At 43.2% G+C, this 26,784-nt stretch carries 26 protein-coding genes, 2 tRNA genes and 1 pseudogene; 13 read left to right on the forward strand and 16 right to left on the reverse strand.

Features of this window, described 5'->3' with window-relative positions; all coding sequences use genetic code 11:
* Positions 1–725 precede the first annotated feature (725 nt).
* The 3 genes from O9295_RS19635 to O9295_RS19645 all read left to right on the forward strand — a co-directional run bounded on the left by O9295_RS19635 (position 726) and on the right by O9295_RS19645 (position 3,491).
* Positions 726–854, forward strand: coding sequence for a YlcI/YnfO family protein (locus O9295_RS19635; protein ID WP_079207831.1), 129 nt, complete (start codon positions 726–728; stop codon positions 852–854).
* 645 nt (positions 855–1,499) lie between these two features.
* The gene (locus O9295_RS19640) at positions 1,500–3,326 is read left to right on the forward strand and encodes a peptidoglycan DD-metalloendopeptidase family protein (protein ID WP_288034708.1); all 1,827 of its coding nucleotides are present in this window, start codon (positions 1,500–1,502) and stop codon (positions 3,324–3,326) included.
* 91 nt (positions 3,327–3,417) lie between these two features.
* Positions 3,418–3,491, forward strand: a tRNA-Met gene (locus O9295_RS19645).
* Positions 3,492–3,604: 113 nt separating this feature from the next.
* On the opposite strand, the gene O9295_RS19650 is transcribed toward O9295_RS19645, so the two are convergent.
* Both O9295_RS19650 and O9295_RS19655 read right to left on the reverse strand, forming a co-directional pair.
* On the reverse strand, positions 3,605–3,736 hold the full coding sequence (locus O9295_RS19650; RefSeq protein WP_287972181.1) for a hypothetical protein: 132 nt from the start codon (positions 3,734–3,736) through the stop codon (positions 3,605–3,607).
* A gap of 282 nt (positions 3,737–4,018) precedes the next feature.
* On the reverse strand, positions 4,019–4,861 hold the full coding sequence (locus tag O9295_RS19655) for a methyltransferase domain-containing protein (protein WP_288034711.1): 843 nt from the start codon (positions 4,859–4,861) through the stop codon (positions 4,019–4,021).
* A gap of 200 nt (positions 4,862–5,061) precedes the next feature.
* On the opposite strand from O9295_RS19655, the gene O9295_RS19660 reads away from it, so the two are divergent.
* The 5 genes from O9295_RS19660 (at position 5,062) to O9295_RS19680 (ending at position 10,503) form a co-directional block, all read left to right on the forward strand.
* The gene (locus O9295_RS19660) at positions 5,062–6,135 is read left to right on the forward strand and encodes an extracellular catalytic domain type 2 short-chain-length polyhydroxyalkanoate depolymerase (RefSeq protein WP_288034714.1); all 1,074 of its coding nucleotides are present in this window, start codon (positions 5,062–5,064) and stop codon (positions 6,133–6,135) included.
* Positions 6,136–6,195: 60 nt separating this feature from the next.
* Positions 6,196–6,738: a phasin family protein gene (locus tag O9295_RS19665; protein WP_002759045.1), complete on the forward strand. Its 543-nt coding sequence runs from the start codon at positions 6,196–6,198 to the stop codon at positions 6,736–6,738.
* A gap of 339 nt (positions 6,739–7,077) precedes the next feature.
* Positions 7,078–8,283, forward strand: a complete 1,206-nt coding sequence (locus O9295_RS19670) for an FAD-dependent hydroxylase (RefSeq protein WP_288034744.1) — start codon at positions 7,078–7,080, stop codon at positions 8,281–8,283.
* 92 nt (positions 8,284–8,375) lie between these two features.
* Positions 8,376–8,449, forward strand: a tRNA-Pro gene (locus tag O9295_RS19675).
* Between the two features lie 131 nt (positions 8,450–8,580).
* Positions 8,581–10,503, forward strand: a complete 1,923-nt coding sequence (locus tag O9295_RS19680; RefSeq protein ID WP_288034717.1) for a S9 family peptidase — start codon at positions 8,581–8,583, stop codon at positions 10,501–10,503.
* A 61-nt stretch (positions 10,504–10,564) separates the two neighbouring features.
* On the opposite strand, the pseudogene O9295_RS19685 reads toward O9295_RS19680, so the two are convergent.
* From O9295_RS19685 to O9295_RS19695, 3 genes and pseudogenes are all read right to left on the reverse strand, one after another.
* Positions 10,565–11,434, reverse strand: a pseudogene (locus tag O9295_RS19685) (IS5 family transposase).
* A 169-nt stretch (positions 11,435–11,603) separates the two neighbouring features.
* Positions 11,604–11,879: a BrnA antitoxin family protein gene (locus O9295_RS19690; protein ID WP_046661695.1), complete on the reverse strand. Its 276-nt coding sequence runs from the start codon at positions 11,877–11,879 to the stop codon at positions 11,604–11,606.
* Positions 11,842–12,078: a BrnT family toxin gene (locus O9295_RS19695; RefSeq protein ID WP_288034747.1), complete on the reverse strand. Its 237-nt coding sequence runs from the start codon at positions 12,076–12,078 to the stop codon at positions 11,842–11,844. The genes O9295_RS19690 and O9295_RS19695 overlap by 38 nt, the downstream gene beginning before the upstream one ends.
* Before the next feature lie 287 nt (positions 12,079–12,365).
* On the opposite strand from O9295_RS19695, the gene O9295_RS19700 reads away from it, so the two are divergent.
* The 3 genes from O9295_RS19700 to O9295_RS19710 are packed head-to-tail and all read left to right on the forward strand — an operon-like array spanning position 12,366 to position 13,124.
* Positions 12,366–12,590 (forward strand): hypothetical protein, encoded by a 225-nt coding sequence (locus O9295_RS19700; protein ID WP_046661696.1) that lies wholly within the window; start codon positions 12,366–12,368, stop codon positions 12,588–12,590.
* On the forward strand, positions 12,578–12,841 hold the full coding sequence (locus O9295_RS19705) for a type II toxin-antitoxin system VapC family toxin (RefSeq protein WP_261779669.1): 264 nt from the start codon (positions 12,578–12,580) through the stop codon (positions 12,839–12,841). Before O9295_RS19700 ends, O9295_RS19705 begins: the two co-directional genes overlap by 13 nt.
* 40 nt (positions 12,842–12,881) lie before the next feature.
* A complete protein-coding gene (locus tag O9295_RS19710; protein ID WP_147073606.1) occupies positions 12,882–13,124 on the forward strand; it encodes a hypothetical protein in 243 nt (80 codons plus the stop codon).
* A gap of 71 nt (positions 13,125–13,195) precedes the next feature.
* On the opposite strand, the gene O9295_RS19715 is transcribed toward O9295_RS19710, so the two are convergent.
* From O9295_RS19715 to dnaB, 3 genes are all read right to left on the reverse strand, one after another.
* A complete protein-coding gene (locus O9295_RS19715; protein WP_288034722.1) occupies positions 13,196–14,512 on the reverse strand; it encodes a family 10 glycosylhydrolase in 1,317 nt (438 codons plus the stop codon).
* Between the two features lie 299 nt (positions 14,513–14,811).
* Positions 14,812–16,389 (reverse strand): glycosyltransferase family 39 protein, encoded by a 1,578-nt coding sequence (locus O9295_RS19720; protein ID WP_288034724.1) that lies wholly within the window; start codon positions 16,387–16,389, stop codon positions 14,812–14,814.
* Between the two features lies 1 nt (position 16,390).
* Complete coding sequence (gene dnaB / locus O9295_RS19725; protein ID WP_012265677.1) at positions 16,391–18,148, reverse strand: replicative DNA helicase; 1,758 nt, start codon at positions 18,146–18,148, stop codon at positions 16,391–16,393.
* Positions 18,149–18,331: 183 nt separating this feature from the next.
* Here dnaB and cobM point away from each other — a divergent pair, with 183 nt between their 5' ends.
* Positions 18,332–19,120, forward strand: a complete 789-nt coding sequence (gene cobM, locus O9295_RS19730) for a precorrin-4 C(11)-methyltransferase (protein ID WP_288034727.1) — start codon at positions 18,332–18,334, stop codon at positions 19,118–19,120.
* Positions 19,121–19,485: 365 nt separating this feature from the next.
* On the opposite strand, the gene O9295_RS19735 is transcribed toward cobM, so the two are convergent.
* The 8 genes from O9295_RS19735 to O9295_RS19770 form a co-directional block, all read right to left on the reverse strand.
* The gene (locus tag O9295_RS19735) at positions 19,486–19,953 is read right to left on the reverse strand and encodes a TspO/MBR family protein (RefSeq protein WP_288034730.1); all 468 of its coding nucleotides are present in this window, start codon (positions 19,951–19,953) and stop codon (positions 19,486–19,488) included.
* Positions 19,954–19,962: 9 nt separating this feature from the next.
* Entirely contained in the window at positions 19,963–20,304 is a 342-nt protein-coding gene (locus O9295_RS19740) for a translation initiation factor (protein ID WP_287232089.1), read from the reverse strand.
* A 218-nt stretch (positions 20,305–20,522) separates the two neighbouring features.
* The gene (locus O9295_RS19745) at positions 20,523–22,076 is read right to left on the reverse strand and encodes a cryptochrome/photolyase family protein (protein ID WP_288034733.1); all 1,554 of its coding nucleotides are present in this window, start codon (positions 22,074–22,076) and stop codon (positions 20,523–20,525) included.
* A 2-nt stretch (positions 22,077–22,078) separates the two neighbouring features.
* Entirely contained in the window at positions 22,079–22,237 is a 159-nt protein-coding gene (locus O9295_RS19750; RefSeq protein WP_186814394.1) for a hypothetical protein, read from the reverse strand.
* A 117-nt stretch (positions 22,238–22,354) separates the two neighbouring features.
* A complete protein-coding gene (locus O9295_RS19755; RefSeq protein ID WP_288034737.1) occupies positions 22,355–23,488 on the reverse strand; it encodes a HetZ-related protein 2 in 1,134 nt (377 codons plus the stop codon).
* A 265-nt stretch (positions 23,489–23,753) separates the two neighbouring features.
* Positions 23,754–23,975 (reverse strand): hypothetical protein, encoded by a 222-nt coding sequence (locus O9295_RS19760; protein WP_288034739.1) that lies wholly within the window; start codon positions 23,973–23,975, stop codon positions 23,754–23,756.
* Positions 23,976–24,288: 313 nt separating this feature from the next.
* Complete coding sequence (locus O9295_RS19765) at positions 24,289–25,398, reverse strand: iron-containing alcohol dehydrogenase family protein (RefSeq protein WP_288034742.1); 1,110 nt, start codon at positions 25,396–25,398, stop codon at positions 24,289–24,291.
* A 20-nt stretch (positions 25,399–25,418) separates the two neighbouring features.
* Positions 25,419–25,976: a Ycf51 family protein gene (locus O9295_RS19770; protein ID WP_287169873.1), complete on the reverse strand. Its 558-nt coding sequence runs from the start codon at positions 25,974–25,976 to the stop codon at positions 25,419–25,421.
* Between O9295_RS19770 and O9295_RS19775 the strand changes: the two genes are divergently transcribed.
* On the forward strand, positions 25,953–26,570 hold the full coding sequence (locus O9295_RS19775; protein ID WP_002799113.1) for a 7-carboxy-7-deazaguanine synthase QueE: 618 nt from the start codon (positions 25,953–25,955) through the stop codon (positions 26,568–26,570). The two genes, O9295_RS19770 and O9295_RS19775, sit on opposite strands and share 24 nt — an antisense overlap.
* The last annotated feature ends 214 nt before the right edge of the window (positions 26,571–26,784 follow it).

Raw genomic sequence — 26,784 nt, forward strand, 5'->3', positions numbered from 1 at the left:
CCTCTGCTCTTTCTTCTTCTTTAAGAGCTTTTTGTAAGTTTTTCTTTTCTTCTAAGTCTAGGAAATCTTTGGCTGGCATAAGTAGGATTTTTCTCAAGTTACTATTTCTATTTTAGGTGGTTTAAGTGCGTTTTAGCTTACACCTATTTTTCTTCCCTTTTGCCTTCTGCCTCTTGCATGAGTGCCTAAAACCCATAACTTTTGTACCTCAGCAGACTGAAAAACGCTATATATCTCATCACCTTCTCCGGTGAATTTCACCTTGGTTTTTTCAGCCCGCCCTTATCTGACGGGGAACAGCAGCCAATTTATTGTTGACATAATTTTGTAACCATGATCAACTTATGCCTGTCACTCTCGCAATACCTCCTAGAGAAATTCGCTCCAGAAATAGCCGATCAATTAATTGTTTAGTCTCCGGTGAGATAGTTTTATCGTTGGGGTTGATCACAAACCGACGACCACAATCTTTACATTGACGTTCGGGTTTACCGATTATACTATTCGGGTATGCCCTACCCTACAGTTTAAGTTTTCAAGGTTATCGGTGCTAGTTTTCGGTACTCGTTAGAGTGCATGGGTTTTTAAGAGGTTATCCGCACCTCTGTGCAAGGAAGCCCAACCACTAGCAGGAGCATATATGTGTTTTTTATGCCGCTCACGGGCGGTTTAACTTAAAGGAGGCTGCCTTTGGTATGCTGGCACTGTAGCCTATTTACAACACAATGTCAAGACCTAATATCTTACAAGTGCGACTTTCTGACGAAGAACTAGAAAAACTCAAACGGTATGCTCAACAAAAACAAATTTCGGCTGCCGAAGTTGTCAGGGATTGGATTAAAAAGTTAAAGTAATCAAGCCGCCCTCCGCTCCGCTAAAGGGCGGGGTTTTCAACCCAAATTTTCGATCAGGAACAGGCGCTCACCATCCTTGAATTAGCCAAGGAAATGCTGACAGCCTTTTTCTCATCAAGACGAAGTGTCACCTAATTGGCTATGGACGACCGACACCTCACACCCCACACCCTGCCCCCAGAAAAAATTTTTTCGGCAAACCCTATTTATCCGGTATTGACCTTGAATAGCCATCGTTGCCCCTTGTTTCCTGTCGAGCGGCGAATGATTAATAATTTCTTTGTAAATTGCCAAACAGATAAAAAATTTCTATCAAAAAACTGGCAAAAATTGGCAAGACCAAAAATGCTGATCAGCTTGGAACAACTGAGATAGAGCATCGTCAATCTGGACATTCAAAATGTCACCAACTTGCCGTGATCCCGATGCTAATAGTCAGAGGGAGACTTGCATAATTTCAAAATCTAAGTTAATCTCTCCTAAAAGTCACCTTTAGGTATTTTGACTAAAAAGAAAGTTGCCTAACTTCTACTCTAGCCTCAAGGCTAATGCTGAAAGCTAGAATCATCGGCTTAATCCACTGGCTCTAGCTAACTCTTTACACCACAGGAGGTCTGTTTGAAAGAGACTTTTATCCCCAACCCCATGACATCCGCTACCCCAGAACAGAATTGCACTGCTGAGTCTAACCGAGTCCGTTACTCAGTTGCTCTACTGGGATTAGCACTCTCTCTGGGAGTACCTAGCATTCTCAACTCCACCTCAGAATCAGCCCAGGCCGCCAATTCTGTACCCTTAGAATGGGAAGTGATCGACCTGTCCCAAAAAGCCAAGGATGCGGGTAAAAAACTAAAAGAACCGCAAATAATCCAATCCCAAGCACTTGCTACCGTCAAATTCATCGCCACATCAGTGGTTGAGCATCAGGTAAAACCGGGAGAATCCCTGTGGAGTTTAGCCGACACCTATCAAACTACCCCTACAGCGATCGCTACCCGCAATCATCTCCCCCCCCAATCCGATCTGATTATCGGACAAACCTTAAAAATTCCCACTCCTGAGCAGTTGCCCCCGGCAGCCCCGGCAGCAACTCCTGAGCAGTTGGATAGTTCCTCTGCTAGTCTGCGTCAAACCCGTCAACGTCTCCAAGAAAGTTTGGCCGCCCTACGGACCCAGGAAATCCCCCATCAGTCCGATTCCGGGGAAACAGTAATCGTCACCGAAACTACCGCTCTCGTTCCCGATAATTCGCCAACCACTGTCGAGATTCCCGTTATTGCTCCCGAAGAATCGCCCCGACCAACCAGCCAGGTGATCCCGATTCCCGTTCCCACCCCTGAAAGCGATCGCCCGATAGCCACAATTGCCGTTAATCCTCCCTTGACAAGCAGACCGGAAATTCCCAGCGTTGCCCTACGAAATCCGGCTCCTGTGACTGAAATTCCCGCCGTTCCCAATCCTCGGGTCATAGTTCCCCCAGAAAACCAAGTTTATCGGGTTCGGCCAGGGGATACCTTAAACACGATCGCTCGCGCTCTCGGCATCACCCCCGCCGAATTAGCCAGGGAAAACGGCATTGACAACCCCAACCGGATTAAAGTTAATCAAACCCTAGTGATTCCCGACCGCTCTGCCAACGCTAGAGTTAATCAAAATCTTACTCCCTTGGTCGGCGATCGCCAGAGATTGTCCTTTAACCCCAGCAATCGACAAAATTTGCCCGCCGCCACCGCCACCACGGAGACGGAAGAATTCCCCGAAAATATCACCGGCAGCTATCGGGAAAGATTGCGCCAAGAGGTGGCTAATCTGCGGGAAACTAACCTTTCGGAAACCCAGAAAAGTATCGCTATTCCCGTCGATAATCCCGCAGAAACCGTCGATGATCGGCAAATAACCCCTAATCCCCAATGGGCTGCCCTTCGTTCTCGTTCTAACCAAAGCACCCCCCCACAGATTATCGGTTCGGCTCCTACCAATGTGGAAGAATATAATGATCGCCTACGAATTCCCGTCGGCGAAACCGTAGAACCTTCCCTTCCTCCCCTCGCTAATCCCGATGAGTATTTACCTAATCCCGCCCCTATTTTTACTGGCTTTATCTGGCCCACTAGAGGTGTGTTAACCTCCGGTTTCGGTTGGCGCTGGGGCAGACCTCATCGCGGCATCGATATCGCCGGTCCAGTGGGTACACCGGTTGTGGCGGCGGCCGCCGGTGAAGTAATCGCCTCCGGTTGGAATTCTGGCGGTTATGGCAATCTGGTGAAACTGCGTCACCCCGATGGTAGCACCACTCTCTATGCCCATAACAGCCGTCTGCTGGTGCGTCGCGGCCAAACTGTTCAGCAAGGCGAGCCAATCGCTCAGATGGGTAGCACCGGTTTTAGCACCGGCCCCCACCTACATTTCGAGGTTCACCCCTCCGGCCAGGGCGCAGTCAACCCCATGGCTTTCCTGCCAGGCAGACGTTAAAGATGCCCGCAAAGGGAAGAAAAAATCTTCCCTTTTTTGCTCTTGTGCAACTGGGTGATTGTGTGTTATGATTGATAACTGTGTAAACAACGGCTTAGTAGCTCAGTTGGTCAGAGCAGGGGACTCATAAGCCCAAGGTCGGCAGTTCAAATCTGCCCTGAGCCATCGGAATCAAGCTCCTCTTGGGAGCCTCCTAGCAATTCTACTGGCAATTTTTTGGCTCTTGTCGGGCTGAACGAAAGTTACCCCATACAATCGTTCCCTAAAAAAATGGGGAATCAGGTTCGCTGCTTCGGGGGAATATATTTCGGTAAATCTGGCTGAAATTGCTCAGGCAATCCTGAAAAAGTCAATTCTTCTAGAGCATTATCTCGTTCCCCGGTTCTACCCGATAACTTATAACTGTTCACTGAACACAGCAAAAATCTCCCCAACACCTGCCCCCCCACCAAAGCCCTTTTTTTGATTCCAGGAAATTCGCACCCATAAGTATGGGAAAGGACTTGACTTTGGCGGCGGTTTGCGTTATGCTTTTCTTATAATGGGAATCTGTGCAAATTCCAGCAACTGCAAATATTACCATTATGAATAAAATCTTTTAAAAATATTATCTCAAAATCTCCCCACAAAAGCAAGCAAAATTTTGCCAATAATTGTTAAGTTTTGTTAAAAAGAAAGGGAGAGAGCGGCCTTTATTTTTTCCCTTGCAGTAAGCCAAAACGAATTAAACCCGACTCGTAACCGCGCCGCATTAACCCTAAAGATAAAGCTCCTTGGATAGTAGTGTAACCGCTTGCTAACAAACCAGCGATCGCATCTGTGCTGAGGGCCGAGTCAATCACCACATCCCAAAAAGCGGCCACCGATAGAGACCAATCATCGGTTTTTAGGTCTCGAAAGCCAATGTCACGGGCAATATCGGCGTATTCTGGCAAAGAAATCACATAGGGGAGACAATAAACCCGATAAATCTCGTTTAATAGTTTAATCTCCCCTTCCGTTAAATTACCGGCGAGGGAAGTGGTGGGACGATGACACCAAGTGGCCATCAAAAAAGTGCCCCCGGGCTGCAAAACCCGATAACATTCCCGCAGAAATTGCCTTTTATCGGGCATATGTTCGCCACTTTCCAATGACCAGACCAGATCAAAATTATCGTCAGGAAAGGGGGTTTTTAGGGCATCAGCCACACAAAAACTCACTTTTTCTTCTAAATTAAACTCTTGCGCTCTTTGGCTGGCTCTAGCGGCTTGTACCGGGGATAGAGTAATCCCCACCGCTTGGCTGTGAAATTTTTCGGCCAGATAAAGACTACTGCCACCAATGCCACAACCGACATCGAGAATCTGATTAGCACTGGTGACATTTCCCCAAGTTAATAATTCTTCTATTAAATCAATTTGTGCCTGACGGCGATCGAGTTTAATCTTGCCGCCCCGACCGTAGTAACCATGGTGCATATGTTCGCCCCAAATCCTTTCCCACAGTCCACTAGAGGAGTCATAAAAATCGGCTATTCGTTGATCAAGTTCCATGGTGATTTGCTAGTTAAGAGAGGCACTCTTGCCAGAGATTAGCCAGATATGTTATACCAAATCCTGTTTAAAAAGTACAGCAAAGTGGGAAGTGGCAAGTGGGTTTTCAAAGTTCGATGTGTTTTACTTTATCTTAATATCATTCGATCTTGTTCGACTTTATCTTAATATCATAGGTTCCGATTTTTGCAAGAGGTCTTATGATTAAGGCAGGATTAAAACTACTGGCTGTTTTGATTTTTAGTATTTTTAGCTTCAATGGGGCGGTCTTGGCCGAGGAAGCACCCAAGCTATCTGGTTATCAGGCAGATTTAAGCCAAACATCTGTTTCTGGCCTTTCATCAGGGGCTTTCATGACGGCTCAATTCCATGTCGCCTACTCAGATAGACTGGTAGGAGCAGGTATTATTGCTGGCGGTCCTTTTTATTGTGTAGGTTCTTACGAGACGGATCCAGAGCAATTTTTCGAGCAAGCGACATCAACTTGCATGAATCCTCTGACTGAGTCAGTAGGACCGGATGGGAAAAGATTATTTAAAAAAGCTCAAAAACTGGCCCGTGCCAACAAAATTGCCGATCTCAACAACTTAAAAGATGATCGAGTCTATCTATTCAGTGGTTCAAATGATCGCGTAGTTAAAACTGTCGTAGTTGACAAAGTAAAAGATTTTTATCAAGCTGCCGGCTTGCCCTCAGAAAATATTAAATACGACAAGAATATCAATGCCGGTCATGCCATAATTGTCGAGGAGTCTAGGGTGTCATGTTCAGATACTAAGTCACCCTTTATAAACGACTGCGATTTCATGCAATCCCATCGGATTTTAGGGCATATTTATGGCAAGTTGAATCCACCAGTTGACTCTAATAGATTAAGTGGCAAGATTATTCGGTTTGACCAGAACGAGTTTATTGACGGTAAAAAGACGAGTATGAGTCGGGAGGCTTATGTTTATGTACCTGAAGCCTGTAAAAAAGAAAGCTGCAAAGTTCATGTAGCTATTCATGGTTGCAAACAGGGGGCAACGGAAATTGATGATACTTACTACACTAAAACCGGTTACAATGAAATAGCTGATACCAATAGGATAATTGTCCTATATCCCCAGGTTGAACCGTCAGCATCAATCCCTTACAATCCCCAGGGATGCTGGGATTTTTGGGGATATTCTAGTGCAGACCCAGATAATCCTGTCTTTTATACTAGAGAGTCTCCCCAGATGAGGGCAATTGTCGCTATGTTAGAACGGTTGGCCGAACCGCGCCCTCAATAATTTAATCTTTTTGCTGGCACAGACAGAGAAATACATTAAGCAGTTTACGAGGAAACTACCATGCAAAACGAGCTAGTTAAACAGTGGATTGACTCGAACAAATTGGCAATAGAGTCCTTCAAGAATATTACGGCCACTAATGTGAACGCGATGGATGCCATGTTAACAAGTTTTGTTAACCCCAGCGCCTTCGCTGAACTAAGCAAGGGTTATCTAAGCTTGACCAAAGAATTGGGGGAAGTTTATACTGATAGTATTAATGAACTATTTCAAAGCCAACTGAAGCTGGTGAATTTACAGGCAACCTCTGATTCTTTTAAGGACTTGGGTGAAATTTATGTAAGTTCGATGACCAGTCTCGGACTAAAGCAAGCAGAATTGATGCGCCTCTATCTAGAAACTACAGCCAAGTATCTAGAGATCTTAAAGGGCGCTCAAAAAGTAGATGATCTATTCAATGTCCAAACCAGTATTTTTAGCGAACTTCAAGAAAAGTTGCAGGGGAATATGCTCGAAACAATGGGAGTTTTTAACTCTATCAATACTGCTCTGGACAATTGGACTCAAAAAAGCCTTGACGCATTCGCATCTGATGAGAGTTAAAAAAACTTGATCTTGCGGGTTATGTCTTTAGCCAAGTTCTCGGTTTGTTGCCCCAAACATATCCCCAACGGCGGGCAAGTGCCAGCACCGCCAGATTACCCGTCGGGGTATCGAGGAAGACTGGCGCCTCAGGAGCATCAGCCAACAGGGCTTGTAGCAGCTTGTTATCGCCCTTCCGAAACTCCAGGAAGAGCGATAACCCGAAACTCTCAGCGACGGACAAAACCCTTTAAAGTCTATGGTAGGTAGGGTCAAGAGAATCAAACCCGACAGCAACCCCGAAAATCGTGTCAGAATAGATCATTGTAGTCATTGATGATCTTTGAGAAAAATATTTATATGTTAGGACGGGACAGCTACGATTTAATCATTGTCGGGGGTGGTATAGTCGGAACCACCCTAGCGGTGGCCTTAAAAAATACAGGATTAAATATCGCTATGATCGAGGAACGTCCCCTAGAGGTGGCCGCCTCCCGTCGTCAAGCTTATGCCCTCTCGCTGATGTCGAGCCGGATTTTTACAGGCTTGGGTATCTGGGATAAAATCTCGCCCAGTATCGGTAAATTTCGTCATATTCGCCTTTCTGATGCCGATTACCCGATTTTTGTCCCCTTTGTGGTCGATGAGCTAAAAACCGATTATTTGGGCTATGTGGGCGAACATCAAGTGATTTTAACCGCCCTGCACAATGCTGGCCAAGATTGCGATCGCATTGACTGGTTATCCCCTGCCAAAGTGTTAGAAGTGGAGTACGGAGCAGAAACAGCCACTGTCACCCTGGAAGAAGCCGGTCAAACCCGAAAAATCACCACAAAATTAGTCATCGGGGCCGATGGAGCCAGATCCGCTATCCGGCAAGGGGCGCAAATTAAAACCAAAGGTTGGAAATATTGGCAATCCTGTGTCGCTTTCACCATTAAACATCAACTCGATCGCAACGATACCGCCTTTGAAAGATTTTGGCCCACCGGTCCGATGGGCATTTTACCGCTCCAGGGTAATCGCTGTCAGATCGTTTGGACAAATCCCCATGGGGAAGCGAAAAAACTGCAAGAAATGCCCGAAGCGGAATTTATCAAGAAATTAGAAGCATATACGGGGGGATTACTGGGAAAACTCGAATTAGTTAGCCCCCGCGCTCTCTTTCCCGTACAGTTAATGCAGAGTGATACTTATGTTAAACCCCGACTGGCTTTAATTGGTGATGCCGCTCACTGTTGTCATCCCGTCGGTGGTCAAGGTTTAAATTTAGGCATTCGCGACGCGGCCGCTTTAGCGCAGGTATTAAAGGAAGCAGTGGAAAAGCAAGGGGATATCGGAGCGCTTTCTACCCTAAAATCCTACGAAAAATGGCGTAGATCGGAGAATTTAGCGATTTTAGGCTTCACAGATTTTCTAGATCGCCTGTTCTCCAATAACTGGCCGCCTATCGTTGTCATCCGTCGTCTCGGATTGGCAATGATGCGCGGTTTCCCCCCGTTGAAATTGTTTGCCCTGCAATTAATGACGGGATTAAAAGGACGTATTCCCCAATTAGCTAGATAGCTGGCCGCTAATTCCTGGAATGGGGGAGAAAGGAAGAAAAAAAAAGCTTGCAAAATGCTGCGATTATCGCTATGATGGTTAAGGTTCAATATCGGGGCGTAGCGCAGCTTGGTAGCGCACTACTTTGGGGTAGTAGGGGTCGTGGGTTCGAATCCCGCCGCTCCGATTGCAGAAAAACAGAGAGTTAGGTAGGGATGCAACCAATCCCTACCTTGTCCTGTTTACTGGGAATTCTCTTAATTTATCAGCGTTCCTGATCAAGTTAGTTCACCATTAAGATCACTGCTTTAGTAGAAAATGTCTAATCAAATATCAGCTTACGGTTCCTGGAAATCGCCGATTACCTCCGATCTAATTGTGGCAGCATCGATTAGTCTTGGCGGTGTAACTCTAGATGGAGAAGATATTTATTGGTTAGAAGGCAGACCACAGGAAAAGGGGCGAAATGTTTTAGTTAAATTAAACCCCGACGGCACAACTACAGACATCACTCCAGGGCCTTTTAATGTGCGAACTCGTGTCCATGAATACGGGGGAGGTTCCTATCTAATTGTTGCCGGAATTATCTATTTTTGTAATTTTGCTGACCAAAGAATTTATCGCCAAACTGCTGATAGTTTACCCCAACCTCTCACCCCAGAAAATTCCTGTCGTTATGCGGATTTAATTCTCGATAAATTTCGCAATCGTTTAATCTGTATTTGTGAAGATCATAGCCAAAAAGATCGGGAACCAGTTAATAGTATTGTCAGCATCGATGTAGATACGGGAGAAATAGAAACTTTAGTATCAGGCGATGATTTTTATACCTCTCCTCGCTTAAGTGCCGACGGTTCTCGATTAGCTTGGATTAGTTGGAATCATCCTAATATGCCCTGGGATAGTTCTTTTCTCTGGGTGGCGGATATTAATAATCTTTATTTGAGTAATATTCGGGTCATTGCTGGTGGTGAAAATGAGTCGGTGTGTGAACCGCGCTGGTCCGCCGATCAACATTTATATTTTACCAGCGATCGTAATGATTTCTGGAACTTTTATTGCTTTAAACACGATGAACAAATCGAACCAGTTATCGAACCAATTGATGCTGAATTTGCCTACCCTCATTGGGTTTTTGGTTTATCTAACTACGGCTTTGCTGGGGAATCCCAGATTATTTGTAGCTATACAAAAGATGGCCGTTGGTATTTAGGAACTATCGATACTGTTAATCGAGAATTCCGAGAAATTATCACTGCTGATACTAACATTTCTTCCCTACAAGTCAGGGAGAGTAAAATAGTTTTTATTGGCGGTTCTTTCAGGGAAGTAACGGCGGTTGTCTCAATGGATTTAGCCACAGGAACGAGAGAAGTTCTCAAATCTTCTAGTAATTTAACTGTTTCTAGCGATTATTTCTCGATTCCGGAAATGCTCGCTTTTCCCACCAGTGAGGGACTAACGGCCTATGCTTGGTATTATCCCCCCAAAAACCCCGATTATACCGCCCCCAATGGCGAATTACCGCCCCTTTTAGTCAAAAGTCACGGTGGACCGACGGCTGCGGCGACCTCTAGTTTAAGTCTGCGGGTGCAATACTGGACCAGTCGCGGCTTTGGCTATCTAGATGTCAATTATGGCGGTAGTACGGGTTATGGTCGTCAATATCGTCAGCGTTTGCTGGGAAATTGGGGAATTGTCGATGTGGAAGACTGCATCAACGGGGCAAAATATTTGGTTAATCAGGGATTAGTCGATGGGGAAAGATTGGCAATTTCCGGAGGCAGCGCCGGTGGTTATACAACTTTAGCGGCCTTAACTTTTCATGATACTTTTAAAGCAGGAGCTAGTTATTACGGAGTTAGTGATTTAGAGGTTTTAGCCAACGATACCCATAAATTCGAGTCGAGATATTTAGATAAATTGGTGGGACTTTATCCTCAAGAAAAGGAAATTTACTATCAGCGATCGCCTATTCATTTTACCGCTCAGTTATCCTGTCCGGTAATCTTTTTCCAAGGTTTAGAAGACCGAGTGGTTCCACCCAATCAAGCGGAAATGATGGTAGAAGCTTTAAAAGCGAAAGGTTTACCCGTTGCTTACGTTCCCTTTGCGGGAGAACAACACGGATTTCGTCAAGCTGAATCGATAAAACGAGCATTAGATGCAGAATTTTATTTCTATTCCCGTCTCTTTGGTTTTACTCCTGCTGATAATTTAGAACCCGTAGAAATTAAGTAGTCGTGCCAAATTAATTTCCTAGGTTCGAGAGGCGCTGAGGCCAATTCAAGTCTGAATTGTATCACTGTCTGAGGCAAGAAGCTGCTATACCTATCCCTAACTCATAGTTATAAATAGCCGCCAACAAGTTAACTCTTAAACTATATCTTCGACGACGATTCCGATATTTACAAGATAAGATTTTCAAGATTTTGAGTTTCCTATTTATAGGTTCAATGATAATCCTTTCTTTGGCTAAAGCCTTGTTATACTCTTTTTCTAACTCGGTTAATTTTCTATTTTTCGATTTCTTTTTCGGTGTATAACTATTCCTATGGTATGCAGCTATTCCCTGACAATCAATGTCTTCTATGCTGGTAGTTAAAGGATGAAAACGAACTCGACTCTTTTTAAATAAACTAAAATCATGGCCGCTGCCTTTCCCACAACAGACACAGATAATTTCCTCTGTATTTTTATCAGCTACTAATTGGGATTTTAAAGTATGATAACCTCTTTTACCTGAAAAAAAATCTTTCTGTTTCTTTTGAGGGCGTTCAATGGGAGTTTCCGTTACATCCATTACCGTTACCTCAGGTATCTCTGCTTGATTTAGTAGAGCTTTTTTTCCTTTTAAACGGAAGTTTCCCGATTGTCAAAGCATTTTTTCCGTCTTATTTACAATCCGACCTATAGTTGATTCTGATAGTCGACCGCTTGTACCAATGTGAAAATATGTTCTATATTCTCGCCAATATTCTAACGTTACTAAAACTTGTTATTCTATAGATAGTTTAGGTTTCGGTCTCCTTTTAGATGCTGAATTAGATTCGGCTTCAACACTTTTTACTGATTCTACCATCTTTCTATATGTTTGTTTATACACACCGAAACGGCGTTTGAATTGTTCATCTGATAAATTTTGATCATCCATAATTTTGCTAATAAACATAGCAAAATTATAGATGATTTCCTGACCTAAGATCACATTTTATTCTTTTTTCCACTTCAATCTAAGAATTGAGAAAAAAGCAAAACCTTATATTACACCATAAAAAAATTATGCAAGAGGTCTAATTTGGGAGCAATTAGAAATAATAATCAAACCATAGATTTAATGGTTATTGGTGCGCTTCCATATAGGCTCGGAGCAACTGATTGATCTGTGTTTGATAGCCTTTTCCCTGAGATTTAAACCACTCGAATACATCATTATCAATGGAGAGAGTAACTTCAGCTTTGGCCTTGGTTACGGGGACACTTCGCAGCACTACGGATTTAGCAAACATTTCAGGTGTAATTTCTGGACAGTCTGACAAATCAATATCTTCATCGCTCATTGCGTCTAATCGTTGCCAATCAGTTTGAGAGTTGCTTAAAGTAGGTTCGTTGTTCATATTTCGTTGCCTTTCTTGCAGAAATAATACGAGTGTAATCCTCACGTTCGGTATGGACAACGGCAATAATTCGCCCTTTTAGTAAACCCAATGTAACAAAACGCTGCTCTCCATAATCGAGACGATCATCTTCAACCGTTAAAAGGTCCCCATCGAAAACGGCGGCTCTTCTCGACTGTGTGTGATAATTTTTGCTTATGAAATCGTGAAATGTTTACTGGGAAAGACTTTTAGGACTATTTTGTTAAATAAACTATCAGTATAGACCTCATTTCCACACAGAAACCAGAAGAGCCAAACGGCGGGAACATCGGCTAAATCTATACCGTGTTTAAGAAGATTAGTAAGTCGTTTTGCTTCATCCCATCAGTATTCCATAACTGAACGACTGTTACAACTTTCAATTAAATAGTCATTATCAACACATTTAGACTCTCATTGTCATATTATAGACTTAGTTAAGAGAATTATTAGAGAACCTTAACCATGCTCAAACATTATGACGTGACCATCCAAGGTGATCGCATCCAATGGCTAGGGGAAAAGCCCAAAGCACAGAATATTCGCGCCATCATTATCATTGAAGAAGAACCATCTCTCTCGACCCAAGTAAAACGCACGACCCCTGCTCATTTAATCGGTAAAGGCAAAACCTTAGGGGATATTGTCAGTCCTATCGTGGATCAAGAAGATTGGGAATGCCTAAAATGATCATCCTTGATACCCATATTTGGTTTTGGTATATCAATGAAAACTTTGAGCAATTTCCCTTAGAATGGACAGCCCAGATTCAACAAGCCGATAGCGTAGGAGTATCCCCCATTTCTTGTTATGAAATGGCTTTGGCCCATCAAAAAGGTCGTTTAGCACTGGATATTCCCATCCAACAATGGCTTCTCGATGCCCTAACCCTAAATTTTTACGTCATACCCAAGGCCACAAGAGCGGCGATCGCACGATAAATCTCTATAATCTGGAATATCCCCCCATTCCAAACCACCCATGACAGCCAAAGAACAACTCCTCCAGGAAATTGAGAAAAGCTCCGAGCCTCTCCTACAAGAAGTTCTCGACTTCCTCCTATCGGCACGCTCAGAAAAATATCCTGAAACTCGTAAACCCATCTGGCAAATCGCTCAGGAAATTATGGCTGATGTTCCGCCAGAAATTATCGCTCAACTCCCCACTGACGGAGCCGAACAACACGATCATTATCTTGACAGGACACCAAAATGCGAAGAATGAAAATAATTTTGTAACCGTTCAGGGGGGAGTCAAGTGGCCAGTGGCATTGACTCTGTGGGCAAAAATTGCTATTAACTACCCGGAGGGGGAATTACAGGAATTTCGATCCCGTCCGGTGCTAAGGGGGGAGGTGTGGGGGTTAGTTCTGGCTGGTAAATAGGTTCAGGTGTACTAACTAAGGGAATATTTTCCAGCACGGGAAGACGGGGAGTGATGGGTTGCGAAAACAGCGCTTGAATTGCCGCTTTTCTGGTTTCTGGAGGTTCCAAAGCTTGCTGCCAGAGACTTTCATAAAAGAAGAAAATCACCCCTAAACCCCGTTGACGAGCAGCCAAGACCTTTTCTTCAATAAAGGGTAGGGCAATCGGTCGATTGCGTAAACCGGTCAAAACTCCCACACCGGTGGGGATAGTTTGCTGGGTTTCCTGAATTTCGGGACGCTCTATTTGCTTGAGAAAACTGGGCAGATCGGGACGATAAACCTGTACGATCAACTCATCGACTAATCCTTGCCGCACCCAACCGAGCCAATCCTGTAAATGACCATTATAGGCGAATTCGTAGGGATTAGGGGCGATCGAAAGCAGTATATTCGGTTTAATTGCCTCAATTGATTCTTTGAGATTAGCCAGAAAAGCGGTGATTTTATCGGCCCGCCATTTTGTCCATTCGGGATCCCGGGGGTTAGCCGGAGGCGTTTTTTCGGTTTCCTGTTGATAAAGGGCGATAGTATAGGGATCATAGCCGAATTCGTTGGGTAAACTCAGATGATCGTCGAATTGGATGCCGTTAATATCGTATTGTCCCACCACTTCCAAGACTAATTCCCGCAGAAAATTCTGCACCTCGGGACGGAAAGGATTCAACCACACCACCTCACCGGCTGCCCCTACCCAAGTGGTCCCTCCGTCCCGTTTTTGGGTTAACCAGTCCTGATGTTTTAAGGCTAATTCTGAGGTGGGAGGGGCCATAAATCCGAATTCAAACCAAGGAATGACCAATAATCCCCTTCCACGGGTTTGTTCCACCAATTCTGCCAAGATATCTTGTCCCTGCGCTCCCGTAGGCACAAAAGGCTGTATTCCTTCCCGTTGAGCGATCGCACTAGGATAGAGAGCATAACCGGAATTCCAGACCACGGGATAGATAGCATTAAAATTAAGATTAACTAATTGCTCGATCGCCTGTTGTCGTTTATCCCTGTCCATCAGCATGGCTGTGTCGTTGGTAGTGATCCAAACACCGCGGATATCGCCATCCCGACTTTGAGAGAAAGCAGCAGAAAAATAGCCTAATAGTAGGACTATGAGAAAAGATGCTAAGAATAGTAGTATGGGGAGCTTTTTAAGAATTTGCCGCCAAACGCTGGTCGGAATTAGAAAAGTCATTTCTTTAAGGTGAAGATTAACGGTTTTAACTGGTTATAATACCAGCTTTGCTCAACTCTTTCAGGCTAGATTGACCCAAAATATATAGCTAGACACAATTAATTAGACATATCTAACCATCTCTTGCATGAGTGCCTCTTGCATGAGTGCCTATCCTAACCAAGAAGTTAATTTTGTCCTACTACTTAAGTAAGTAGTTATAATTAAATTGAAGATAGATTTTGCCTCTGATCCCCCCTGCCCCCCTTGATAAGGGGGGTGTCTGACAACTTCTAACACCTACCTACTTATATATTTACCTATTTCTTCCCTCGCCACAATTGACCTTGAGGATAGAAATAATCAAGACGAATATCGAATTGATCTAGGGCCAGTAATAACCGATTGGAAGGACGAAAAAGAAATAAGTTGACCCGGGGAATTTCTAGGACTTCTTTTAACTTATCGGTATCGGGGTTAGTGGTAGTCAGAAAGTATTGTACATCAGCATTAAGACGATAATTCAGGGAAAGCAAATCACCTAAGTTAGTCCAGTCATTACCTTCGTCGCTGATAATAATGGCCTTAGGTACAGCATTGATTTTTCTCGCAACTTCGCCATTCCAATAACTAGGAACTTTTGCCCAACTGGTTTCGGAAAGAGCATTATTGAAGTTCGATATTATACTAGCAGTTAACAGAAAAGTCAAGATAATTTTACCTAAAAATTTACCTTGATTAAGCAATTGTGACAAGAAAAAAGCCACAGTTATATAGATAGTAGGAAAGGTCGCAATTAGATAACGGGTGACAGTTGATCTAGTGGTGGTCAAAATTAGATCGGGAATGACTAAAGCTAGGAAAGGTACTAGGGTTGAGGTAATCAGAAAAGTAAAAGCTATCGGGTTATTGTAGCGATAAACTCGCTCAAAAGCATAGATAGTTAAGATTAAAAAAATCATTCTATATATATAGGTGAAGATGTTATTAAAACCAAAATCGCTATCGCTAAATGGAGAAGTAAAAGTTAAGAGCCATAATTTACTGATAAATCCCCAATCGAGATAGTTAACGGCAGCCCAACTGGTGGAGTTAAAGGCCCTTTGAGAGTTAGTTAAAAAAACCTGTAACCAGGGTATATATAAAATCATCATCGTTAACCCAGATAACAGGAAAAATATCAAGTTATTTTTTCGCTCTGGTTTCATAACAAGATACCAAATTATCAAGGTTGCTTGAGCAAATAAGTTGAGAATAAAAAAGAGATGGGTGTAGAGTCCGAGAGTATTAGATAAGGTATATAAAGACCAATTAACAAGAGTTCTTTTTTTGAGGCATTTTAACAGCAGTAATTGACTGATTATCGTTAACAAAACCAAAAGACTATACTGACGGGACATTTGAGCAAATATTATATCAACTGGAGAGAGTGCTAATAAAATTACTGCTAAAATTGCCGTTAACTTTGCCGCAAATAATTCTAGGGATAGATAGTAAATAAATGGCAGGGAGAGAAGACTAAAAACAATCGCTAAACTGCGGGAATAAACGGGAGAAAAACCGAATATTTTTTCCCAATAGCGAGAGATAATAAAGTATAAAGGTGGGTGCTGAGGGTCTTCTTTAGCGAGAGATTTTATTGTGTCAAAAACATTACTTTCTGGTTTCAGTTGTTGAAATTTTCCTAATTCTGTGGTAGATAAAAGACGGTTTTGAAAGATAGTATCAGCGATTTCCTTTGCTTGATAACCAGTGGTTCTAATGGTGGTGTAGGATTCATCATGCCAATAGATTTTTTTATCGATATTCGCAAAACGAAAAACCACACCGAGAGTTAGGATAATTGCCAAAAGTATTAAGAGCCAATTGGGAGTTTTATAATTAATAGTTGCTTTCATTTTAATAATTAGAGCGACTTTGTTTAAGATTAAGAAACTTGGTAAATTCTGGTTGAAAAAGTAGCTTAATTGTGCCGGTGGGACCGTTACGGTGTTTAGTAATAATTACTTCGGCCACACCTCGATCGGGACTATCGGGGTTATAATATTCATCTCGGTATAACATCATAATTAAATCCGCATCCTGTTCGATACTATTATGGACGATGATATTATTGGCAATAAAATTATGCAGTTTATCTACTGTTAAATCATACACTTCTGTCTCTCCATCCGCTTGAATTGCCATAACTTCATCCCAATTAAACCTTAGGTCTGAATTACTCAGAGAGCGAGGTAAAGCGATATAATTACCGATATTTAATTCATCTAATCTTTGCCAACCGTGGACAGTCAAAAATTTATGATTGGCTGTAGCTCTAATCGTGCGACCTAAACGAGTTGTTAATCGAAAAACTGGCTTAAATCCTGTGGAAAAGACCTTAGTTACCAGTGCTTTTTCTAATTTCATTGTTTCCTCATTAAGAGCAAAAACCGTAAAATTAGAGCAATTCACTAACTGACAAATTGGCACTTTAGCACGAGGAGCGGCTAACTCAACTAAACTATCACCCGCTAAACATCCCGACTCGCGTAAATCGGACATCATCGGTCTTTTATTATTGCGAGATTCCACGGCGCGACTTAACTGAGAAAGAGCAATTACCGGAGCATGAATTTCTCTCGCTAAACCCTTAAGACTGCGGGTAATTTTAGAAAGTTCCTGAACACGATTATCACCGCCCCCTTCCATTAATTGCAGATAATCGATTAAAACTAATCCCATTTGCCCCTTTTTTTCTGCCTGTAAACGCCGCACTTGGGAACGCATTTGAATTACACTTAAATTGGCACTATCATCGATATATATGGGCAAATTTAATAACTTTTCTAGTCCCCCAAGAACCTTCTCTAAATCATTTTGTCCCAAACGGCCCGAGCGAATCCGATTACTTTCGATTTTAGCCTCATTCGATAACAAACGTTGGGCTAATTGTTCCTTGGACATCTCCAAACTAAAGACAGCCACAGGTAAATTCTGTTGAGCGATATTATAGGCAATATTAAGAGCAAAAGAAGTTTTTCCCATGGAAGGCCTACCCGCGATAATAACTAAATCCGAGGGTTGTAAACCACTGGTCATCGCATCGAGATCATAAAATTGAGTTTCGATACCGGGTAGAGTGGTCGTCTCCTGCATCTTCTCAATTTCGTTAAAAGTTTCGATTAAAGTATCCCCCAGAAAAATTAAACCCTCCTGGGGTCGTTTTTGGGTGAGACGAAAAATCTTTTGTTCCGATTCATCGAAAACATTTTCTAATTCTAGCGTCGTATCCCTGGCTAACTCAATAATTTCTCCCCCGGTGGAAATTAACTGACGACGCATATATTTATCCATCACTAATTCAGCATAGCGATCGATGTTGGCAGCCGAGACAGTGCGCTCAATTAATTGTAACAATCGCGGCATTCCCCCGATTTCTTCCAGCAGATAATTATCCTGTAACCAGCTGCTAACCGTCATTAAATCCGTCGGTTTTCCCTTCCCTTGTAAAGCAAGCGCCGCACGATAAATATCTTGATGGGTTTTCACATAGAAAGCTTCTGGAATTAAAAAATCACTGATTCTACCTAACGCTTTTGGATCTAGTAAAATACCACCTAAGATAGATTCTTCCGCTTCAATATTTTGGGGGGGGAGAGATTGATCGCTAATCATTGTCAATGCTGACTGTGCTTTATCATTAATTATAGTCATTCACCCTAATTAAATACAAATGTTCAGGTTAATGATAGGATTCAGGAGTCAGGAGACAGTATTCAGGAGATTGTTTTTATTTATTCTCCCCACACCCCACACCCCACACCCCACACCCCACACCCCTTGTAAACAGGATTTAGTATGACTTTAATTGACTCCTCTGCTCTCCTCCCGGCCGTCTATTTTATTGGTGCGGGCCCCGGAGATCCGGAATTATTGACGGTAAAAGCCTATAAAATTCTCCAAAAAGCCGATGTTATCCTCTTTGCTAATTCCCTCGTCCCTAAACAGATTCTTGAGGATACTCGTCAAGATGCCGAGTTAATTCCCACCAGTAGCATCACCCTAGAGGAAATTATCCCTTTAATGATCGATCGCGTGCGTCGGGGTTTAGCGGTGGTGCGACTGCAATCGGGGGATTTAAGTCTCTATAGTGCCATCCAAGAACAAATTCATCTTTTGACAGCAGCAGATATTCCCTTTCAGCTAATCCCCGGAATTAGTGCCTTTCAAGGATTAGCGGCTAAATTGGCCCTAGAATTAACGATTCCGGAATTAGTCCAGACAATTATTCTAACCCGGGTGGAAGGAAAAGCATCTCCCATGCCAGAAAGTGAAGAATTAGCCTCTTTAGCCGCTCATAAAGCCAGTTTATGCCTATATTTAGCCGCCCGTCATGTTGACAAAGCCCAGGAAAAACTCCTAAAATACTACCAGCCAGAGCAACAAGTGGCCGTTTGTTTCCGTCTCGGTTGGCCCGACGAAAAAATCTGGGTTGTCCCCCTGTCAGAGATGGCCCAATTAACCCATCGGGAAAATTTAACTAGAACTACCCTTTATCTAATTAGTCCCGCTTTAAACCAGATTACAGGAACTCGATCGCAACTTTATCACCCGCAACACTCCCATCTTTTCCGTCCTCATCCTTAGGTATTTTCTGGGAAGTCTATCGAAAGAAACACTAGGTTTCTACCTAAAGTTAGAGTTAAAGAGCGGCGATTTTGTTTAAAATCGCAGTAGGAGGTAGGACAATTTTAAAAGCTTTTAAAATTAGTCTAACAATCCATGCACAACTGCCCTATATGTTCGGGAATTACCCTTCGTCACCTTGTGGTTGGTCGTGCCTACTGGTATTGTCCTCACTGTCGTCAGGAGGTTCCTAACTTCCTTGATTGCTCCATTCCTCGCAGGGTAGAGCGAGTTAGAGCGGAAAAAACAGTCTAGATTTTAAAGTTGGTAGATGGCAATAAGATCTGTGGGATGGGTTAAAAATTAACCCATCCCACTTTACCTATCTATACATCCCCAGGATTGAGATGGATCATTTCCCAAGTCACATAGGTACCGATCGGACTCCAAATCAGGTAGGGTAGGAGTAGGATGCCCGCCCAAGAAGAAACAGGGAAAACCAATAGCGCCAGAAGACAACCCAAGAAAAAACCCGTACCTCCGATAATCGTTCCCGCTTTGAGACTGCGTAGTTTACAGGTGACGGGAGTATAGGCAGTAATAGTCAATTCCACCAACAGATAAAAAGCCATCAAAAACCAGCGATTAGCCGGTTGAGCTTCCCAGACTAAATAAGCAGAAATTGCCCCACAAATATAGATAATTGTCCAGATAAGAGGGATTAATCTTTCAAAGGTTAACCAATCGGGACGACGCAATCGCGCAAACCAACGTACATCGCGAGAATTGAGTAATCCCCCAGCTAACGCGACCAAAAATCCCACGACACCGATAAGCAACCAAGAGGGAATCATGATTTTTAGCTATCCTCCGCTAATTTTGGCTTTGTAACCCGATTCAATGAGAATTTGTAGAATTTTTTGGCGATGATCTCCTTGGATCTCAATGGCATTTTCTTTAACTGTACCACCCGTTCCGCAAGCAGTTTTTAACTGTTTTAATAATTTCGTCAGAGTTTCGGTTTGGCATTGAAAACCTGTAACTATGGTAACGGTTTTTCCCGCACGACCGGAGCGGGAGGTTTGAACTCGCAAATTCTGCTGATTTGGGGGTAATTCAGGAATGGAACGCTCAAAAGCTTGAGAATTGCTTTTATCTCCAAATTCCTGATAGGCAATCCGGTTTTTTTCTTTTGATTTACTCATATAGCAATTATCATACTGGGGTTGGGGTTTGGGGAAGTGGGGAGATGGGAATTATGAGTTATGAATTATGAATTATGAAGTGGGGAGAAGGGAGAATAAATAAAGATATAGCGTTTCCTGTTTGCAAGAGGTACATTATCGATGTTGAAAAGCTTAATCAGCAAAAGTTTAAATGTACCACACAGGTGTGAAAAACGCTATAATCTCCCGACGACCGACTATTGACTATTGACTCCTGACTCCTGACTCCTGACTCTTGACTCCTGACTACTGATAGCTCTTAATTGGTTGGACTGGCAGCGCATTTGATTAAGTTCAGCTGCCGACATTCGATCGAGATGACCTAAAATCATATTAACTCGACCTTGGGATTTTAATTTTTCTCGATGTCGTGCCAAAAAATCCCAGTAAAGAAAGTTAAAAGGACAGGCTAAATCCCCGACTCGTTCATTTTTTTTATACAGACAACCCCGACAATAATCACTCATTTTATCAATATAGTTGGCCGAGGAAGCGTAGGGTTTAGAAGCGAGAATTCCCCCATCGGCAAATTGTCCCATTCCCAGTACATTAGTCTGCATTACCCAATCGTAGGCATCGATAAAAACACTATGAAACCAGTTTTCAATCTCTTGGGGAGAGCAACCAAAAATTAAGGCAAAATTGCTCAAAATCATTAATCTTTGAATATGATGGGCATAACCAGTATTTTCCACCTGTGATAATACTTGTTTGAGGCAATTCATCTCGGTTTGGTTACTATCCCAAAAGAAAGCCGGTAAGGGTTGTTGATGCTCAAACCAATTATGATTAGCGTAATCTTCTCCCAAATAATGATAAATCCCCTGCATATATTCCCGCCATCCCAACACCTGACGGATAAATCCTTCGATGCTATTTAGGGCTAAATTATCTTTTTTATAGGCAATTTCTGCCCCTTGAATCACTTCCAACGGCGTTAGTAATCCTAGATTAAGATAGGGAGATAATAGGGAATGCCAGAGGGTTTCTTCTCCCGTTACCATCGCATCTTGGTAGGGTCCAAAGTTGGGCAGACAATTAGTAATAAAATGCTCCAAGACTTGTAAAGCTTGTCGGCGGGTTACTGCCCAGCGAAAAGGTTTGATTTTTCCATATTTAGGAATATCTAAAGCTTCCACATCAGCGATAACCTGAAGAGTAATTTCATCGGGTTCAAACCAAAGAGGAGCAGCAGTTTTTAATCCATCCTTGGGCGGTTTGCGGTTTTGTTTATCAAAGTTCCATTGTCCTCCTATGGGTTGATTATCCTCGATTAAAATCTGCCATTTTTTACGACTTTCTCGATAGAAATCCTCTAGTAATAGTCTTTTACGAGATTTAGCCCAATTATTAAAATCTGTCCTAGTCCAGAGAAAGTGATTATTATCAATTAGGGTTATAGCACAGTCTAAATTCAGATTTTTGATTAATCTAAGAAAAGGTAAATTATTAGGCATCATAATCTGTAATTCTTTAATGCCTAATTGTTTAATCCAAGCAGATAAAATCGGTTCAAAATCTTCAGCAACTTCGTAGGTGACAGACCATCCTAAAGTTTTTAATTCTTCGGCAAAATGACGCATCGCCGACCAGATTAAAACTAATTTTTGCTGATGATAGGGTCTTTGTCGAATATGATTGTGGGATTCAATTAAAATAACCGGCGTTTCCTGTGAATAGGCTTGACGATTAGCTAAGGCCGCTTGTCCTGTCCATAATTGATCCCCTAAAATCCAAATACCAATGGTCATAATTATCTCATTGCCTCGACTATTCCCCCGTATTTTTTAGCCATAATATCCGCCATTTCCCGAGCAGAAAATTTACTGGCTTTGTCGATGCTGGGGGTAAATGTACCCGCAGAGGTTAAATAATGGGTAAATACCCCGACTTTTTTGCTAATAATCCACATATTTCTGGAAGTCAAAAATCAAAAAGGGGATGGGAAGTGGGGTGTGGGGTGTGGGGTGTGGGGTGTGGGGTGTGGGGAGTTTTCTCAGTGAACTGATAACTGATAACTGATAACTGATTAGGTTTTTGTCCTGAGACTTTGGGCGCTTAGATAAAGTTGCGTCCATTCTTTGACCACTTGCGTGCGTTTACAGTTTAATTCGCCGGCGATTTCCTCAAGGGTTTTACCCGCTTTTAAGCCATCGATAACGCTTTTACCCCTGGGAGAAAGGCCAGCATAGTAACTTTGCCATTGACTGAGAGTTAAGCCAAAATTATGCTCTTTCGGGCTGATTTGTAACCATTCACTGATTAATTCTGTCCCTTCCTTGAGGGCAAAAACCTTAATCGCATGATAGCCAACTTTTTCCCGGATACGATAAATCCGTTGAATGGGAATATTCATCGCTTTGGCGATCTCATCTTGGCTTTCGCCCCCGAGATAGAGGTTAAACCAAGTCACCGCCTCCGGACTAACATTTTCCTCTAGATACTTAGCAAAACTCTCTTGAACTTTTGCCCGGAGAATTTGCGCTTCTTGGCAAGTGCGTTCATCTTCGTAGGTAGCGATCGCATTTTGATCCAGTAAACTTAGGCTATTTTCCCCCTCATCGCCACTAATTTCATCGGAGAGAATCCGGATCATTTCTTCCCGCGGCACGTTAGTGATACCGCTTTTCGATTGACGACGGAGATAATTAACAAAACGATAGGCTAACAGGGGTTGATTGCGGATCGGACGCAGGGCGTATTCCTCTAGGGTGGCTAACAGCAGCCGATCGCGAGTAGCTTGATCGTTGGTACAACGAGCGATCCATGCTAACTGGGATTGCAGATAGCGATCGCTATTTAACATTTCTTGAATAATTTCTTGCAAGACATCGGCCACCGCTTGCCGACGATCGCGACTTAAGGAAACCCAAGTGCGAATTTTTTGCCGGAGAGTGACACAAGCGCCGAGACGATCGATCAGGTTACGATAGCCGCGGGTGGGACTAACTTTGAGATAGCGTTGCCGCAGAATTTGCCAAAGATAGACTAATCCCCGTTTAGCGATTTCTAAATCTCTCTCGTCTAAATTTTCCCAACGTTGGCTATCTTCACCGAGTAACCAATTGATAATGGTATCCCGTTGGCGATCGGTTAAGGAATCCTCTGTTTGAGAGAGGCGATCTTGCCATTGTTGCCTTAACTCGTCGATTATTGTCGTCATCGAAAAATTGAGTTCCAAACCCCGTCTTTTGAGGACGGCTTTAGTTTAAATACTAGCGCATTTACACGATATATGCTAAAACCTGAGCCATGGAGAAAGCCTATCCCTACCGATTTTACCCCACACCCGACTAGAACGAACTAATCAATTAAGTCTTTTGCCGGATAAGGATTTAGGGCGCACGCATCGCTTTCTAGGGTGCGTTCCCTGAAAACATGACAATTTCAAGGTTAACCAATATTTGGGAACGCACCACCCCTACCATTTATAATTCGGGAACATTTTCCTGTTCATAATTTTCTATTAATATTCCCAAAATTTCCATTAAAGAAGCAAGAGGATGATTTTCATTTTCTCCTATTTCATCTATCAAATTATCAAACATAATTACTAATTGTTCATATTCTGATTCGTTGCGAGGGATAAAGAGTATTGGCTTTAAGTTTGTCCAGGCTTGCCGTGTTTTCTCTATATCTATCGTCGGCATTTTTTTACTCCTTCCATTTATTTTGGTCCTCTTCAGCATGAGCCTGTAGGGTGCGTTCCCTCAAACCATTGTGGCTTTAACATTAATTTGTATTTGGGAACGCACCACCCCCAACGCTTGCTCCCTATTGGGTTTCACTATCATTCAACCCAACCCACAATTGCAGGGTGATTATTCTTTTAATTGTCAGCATCAGGATTTTCAGGCTTGGGGGACTTTCAGGATGGTTTAGTTGAGCGCTGTGATTGATTTGCTGCTCAAAACCTAGGGCTATAGGTGAGAATTTGATTAATAAATCCCGAAAATATTCCCGTTAATTAGCTTTAACTTTCTGCCCGACTGTATCGGCAGTGGTAGTGGAAACCATGGCCGCCATAACTTGTTCGGGGGAAACCGTAAAAGGTAAACGATGAATGTCCGAATTAGGCTGACAGGCAATTGCGGCCGCGTGGCGCAACTGGGCAAGGGAAACATCTCTTAATCCTAAATCCTCTAGGGATTTCGGTAAACCAATTTGTTCATAAAACTGGATTAGTTGCCCCCGGGCCGATACTGCCAATTGATTGCCCAAAACTATTTCCTCTAGACGCAATTGGGCGAGGATGCCGTAGGCGACTTTTTCCCCGTGCAGGGCATGATGGCAAGCGGGAATATGGGTTAAACCATTATGAATTGCATGGGCGGCCACGGTGCGACAATTAGCGCCCCCTAAACCACCAATTACTCCGGCTAATAAAACGGTGGCATCTACCACCTGTTTCCAGTCCTCCCCGCCGATATTTTCCAGGGCTGCCGGGGATTTTTGGAAAAGAATATCCCGCAAAACCCGGGCCTGTTGGACAGCGGCAATGATCAGGGTTTCTGTGCAATGACCGCTACTGACGGAAGCTTCGTACCATTTAGCGATCGCATCGCCAATACCGGCGATTAAGGTTCTTTTCGGGGCAGTTTGGATAATACCGTAATCGAGAATTAATAAATCCGGGCAACGGGCTAGGGACAGATCGTAAAGAAACGCCCCCGCGTCGGAATAGATGTTAGATAGGGCTGTCCAAGCGGCACAAGTGGCCGCGGAGGTGGGAATCGTGGCGATCGGCAAATGGCACTGATGGGCGAGTAATTTGGCCGTATCGAGGGCTTTGCCGCCACCCACACCGATGATAAAATCTGCCTCATGACTCTTGACAGATGCCTTTAAATATGCTAAGGAATTTTCCGAACAATCGGGGGCATAACTGTGATAGCTGGGGGTGAGATTTTTCAGGGGAGATGACAAAAAAGCTAAATTGCGATCGCCACCCACCACCAGGGGACGTTTACCCAAATCCGCTAATTTGCCGGTGGATTCTTCTAGGGCATTGTCACCCCGAATCACTTGTGCGGGGGCGATTAACAGGGGCAAAACAGCGACAGCATTGGACATTTTTTGACAACCTCTCAGGATTATTGGCTAAGTTTAGCGAAACTTTCGGGAAAAAGCTGTAGTTCAGGAGTATTATCCCCCGGGCCGGAGAAGGATTTTTTAATCTGTCCTAAGTACAAAGGAGCAGATAAACCGGGCTGAGGGTGAACCAGAGTGCGAGCGCTAATGATAAATTGATTATTACCGCCAGCACCGGCGCGACCAGAGGAAAACAAGTCACTAGCGGCTTGTTTTAGGGTTGCCTCCACCTGCTCGGGAGTAACAGTATTGGGCAGGGAGATAACAGCTTGATTAGCTCCGTTATCATAGACAAGGGAGAATCTCACCGCTCCAGGAATTTCGGTACGAGTAAATAATCCTAACCCAAGACCGAAAATCCCCACCGTCAACACAGCCATAAAGCTAGTGACACCGACGAGACGAAAGCGGATTCCCCAACCGACGAGAAAAGCGATAATCGTGAGTACCAAAAAAACCAGCGTGGCAATACCAGACCATTGGATGTATTTGGCAAAGTTCAGGGGAATGTCCATATTTTCTATAATACTGATTCTATGAAAACGGTTAGCATAAACCATTGTACCTATCCTGTTGTCGAAACTTTCCATTCTGTGCAGGGCGAAGGCTTTTGGACGGGAAGCAATGCTTTTTTCCTCCGTTTAGGAGGTTGCGATGTCTATTGTCCTTGGTGCGACCAAAAAGAGTCTTGGAATGCCCACCGTTATCCCCAACAATCCCTGCGGGAATTGGTAGAGATGGCAAAAGGGGCTAACCCCGCTATGGTGGTGATTACCGGGGGTGAACCTTTGATGCACAATCTTGATCCTTTGACCAAGGAATTAAAAAATCAGGGTTTACGGGTACATTTAGAAACTTCTGGCGCTCATCCTTTTACTGGGGTTTTCGATTGGGTGACTTTTTCTCCTAAAACTTATAAAATGCCCGATCCTAGTATTTATGCACGGGTAAATGAGTTAAAAATTGTCGTGGCTCATCCAGAGGATTTAGACTGGGCATCTATGCAGGAAAGTAAGTTATCGGAAGGGGTGATTAAATATCTACAACCCGAATGGAATACAGCAGAAAGCAAAGAGTTAGTCTTTAATTATGTTCTTCGGCATCCCCAATGGCGTCTCAGTCTCCAAACCCATAAGTTTTTAGGAGTCCGCTAGTCAGTTATCAGTTATCAGGAGTCAGTTATCAGTTATCAGGAGTCAGTTATCAGTTATCAGGAGTCAGTTATCAGGAGTCAGTTATCAGGAGTCAGTTATCAGGAGTCAGTTATCAGGAGTCAGTTATCAGGAGTCAGTTATCAGGAGTCAGTTATCAGGAGTCAGTTATCAGGAGTCAGTTATCAGGAGTCAGGAGTCAGGAGTCAGGAGTCAG

Origin of the sequence: Microcystis sp. LE18-22.4A, assembly GCF_027531105.1 — a bacterium.
In the GTDB taxonomy this organism is placed as follows: domain Bacteria; phylum Cyanobacteriota; class Cyanobacteriia; order Cyanobacteriales; family Microcystaceae; genus Microcystis; species Microcystis aeruginosa.

Excerpts from the sequence above, each read along its gene's own strand:
- O9295_RS19665 (WP_002759045.1), top strand. The coding sequence starts at position 6,196 with ATGCAAAACGAGCTAGTTAAACAGTGGATTGACTCGAACAAATTGGCA.
- O9295_RS19735 (WP_288034730.1), bottom strand. The coding sequence starts at position 19,953 with ATGATTCCCTCTTGGTTGCTTATCGGTGTCGTGGGATTTTTGGTCGCG.
- O9295_RS19705 (WP_261779669.1), top strand. The coding sequence starts at position 12,578 with ATGCCTAAAATGATCATCCTTGATACCCATATTTGGTTTTGGTATATC.
- O9295_RS19740 (WP_287232089.1), bottom strand. The coding sequence starts at position 20,304 with ATGAGTAAATCAAAAGAAAAAAACCGGATTGCCTATCAGGAATTTGGA.
- O9295_RS19745 (WP_288034733.1), bottom strand. The coding sequence starts at position 22,076 with ATGACCATTGGTATTTGGATTTTAGGGGATCAATTATGGACAGGACAA.
- O9295_RS19750 (WP_186814394.1), bottom strand. The coding sequence starts at position 22,237 with ATGTGGATTATTAGCAAAAAAGTCGGGGTATTTACCCATTATTTAACC.
- O9295_RS19655 (WP_288034711.1), bottom strand. The coding sequence starts at position 4,861 with ATGGAACTTGATCAACGAATAGCCGATTTTTATGACTCCTCTAGTGGA.
- O9295_RS19700 (WP_046661696.1), top strand. The coding sequence starts at position 12,366 with ATGCTCAAACATTATGACGTGACCATCCAAGGTGATCGCATCCAATGG.
- O9295_RS19660 (WP_288034714.1), top strand. The coding sequence starts at position 5,062 with ATGATTAAGGCAGGATTAAAACTACTGGCTGTTTTGATTTTTAGTATT.
- O9295_RS19710 (WP_147073606.1), top strand. The coding sequence starts at position 12,882 with ATGACAGCCAAAGAACAACTCCTCCAGGAAATTGAGAAAAGCTCCGAG.
- O9295_RS19765 (WP_288034742.1), bottom strand. The coding sequence starts at position 25,398 with ATGTCCAATGCTGTCGCTGTTTTGCCCCTGTTAATCGCCCCCGCACAA.
- O9295_RS19640 (WP_288034708.1), top strand. The coding sequence starts at position 1,500 with ATGACATCCGCTACCCCAGAACAGAATTGCACTGCTGAGTCTAACCGA.
- O9295_RS19720 (WP_288034724.1), bottom strand. The coding sequence starts at position 16,389 with ATGAAAGCAACTATTAATTATAAAACTCCCAATTGGCTCTTAATACTT.
- O9295_RS19670 (WP_288034744.1), top strand. The coding sequence starts at position 7,078 with ATGTTAGGACGGGACAGCTACGATTTAATCATTGTCGGGGGTGGTATA.
- O9295_RS19635 (WP_079207831.1), top strand. The coding sequence starts at position 726 with ATGTCAAGACCTAATATCTTACAAGTGCGACTTTCTGACGAAGAACTA.
- O9295_RS19775 (WP_002799113.1), top strand. The coding sequence starts at position 25,953 with ATGAAAACGGTTAGCATAAACCATTGTACCTATCCTGTTGTCGAAACT.
- O9295_RS19755 (WP_288034737.1), bottom strand. The coding sequence starts at position 23,488 with ATGACGACAATAATCGACGAGTTAAGGCAACAATGGCAAGATCGCCTC.
- O9295_RS19690 (WP_046661695.1), bottom strand. The coding sequence starts at position 11,879 with ATGAACAACGAACCTACTTTAAGCAACTCTCAAACTGATTGGCAACGA.
- O9295_RS19770 (WP_287169873.1), bottom strand. The coding sequence starts at position 25,976 with ATGGTTTATGCTAACCGTTTTCATAGAATCAGTATTATAGAAAATATG.
- O9295_RS19715 (WP_288034722.1), bottom strand. The coding sequence starts at position 14,512 with ATGACTTTTCTAATTCCGACCAGCGTTTGGCGGCAAATTCTTAAAAAG.
- dnaB (WP_012265677.1), bottom strand. The coding sequence starts at position 18,148 with ATGATTAGCGATCAATCTCTCCCCCCCCAAAATATTGAAGCGGAAGAA.
- cobM (WP_288034727.1), top strand. The coding sequence starts at position 18,332 with ATGACTTTAATTGACTCCTCTGCTCTCCTCCCGGCCGTCTATTTTATT.
- O9295_RS19680 (WP_288034717.1), top strand. The coding sequence starts at position 8,581 with ATGTCTAATCAAATATCAGCTTACGGTTCCTGGAAATCGCCGATTACC.
- O9295_RS19760 (WP_288034739.1), bottom strand. The coding sequence starts at position 23,975 with ATGCCGACGATAGATATAGAGAAAACACGGCAAGCCTGGACAAACTTA.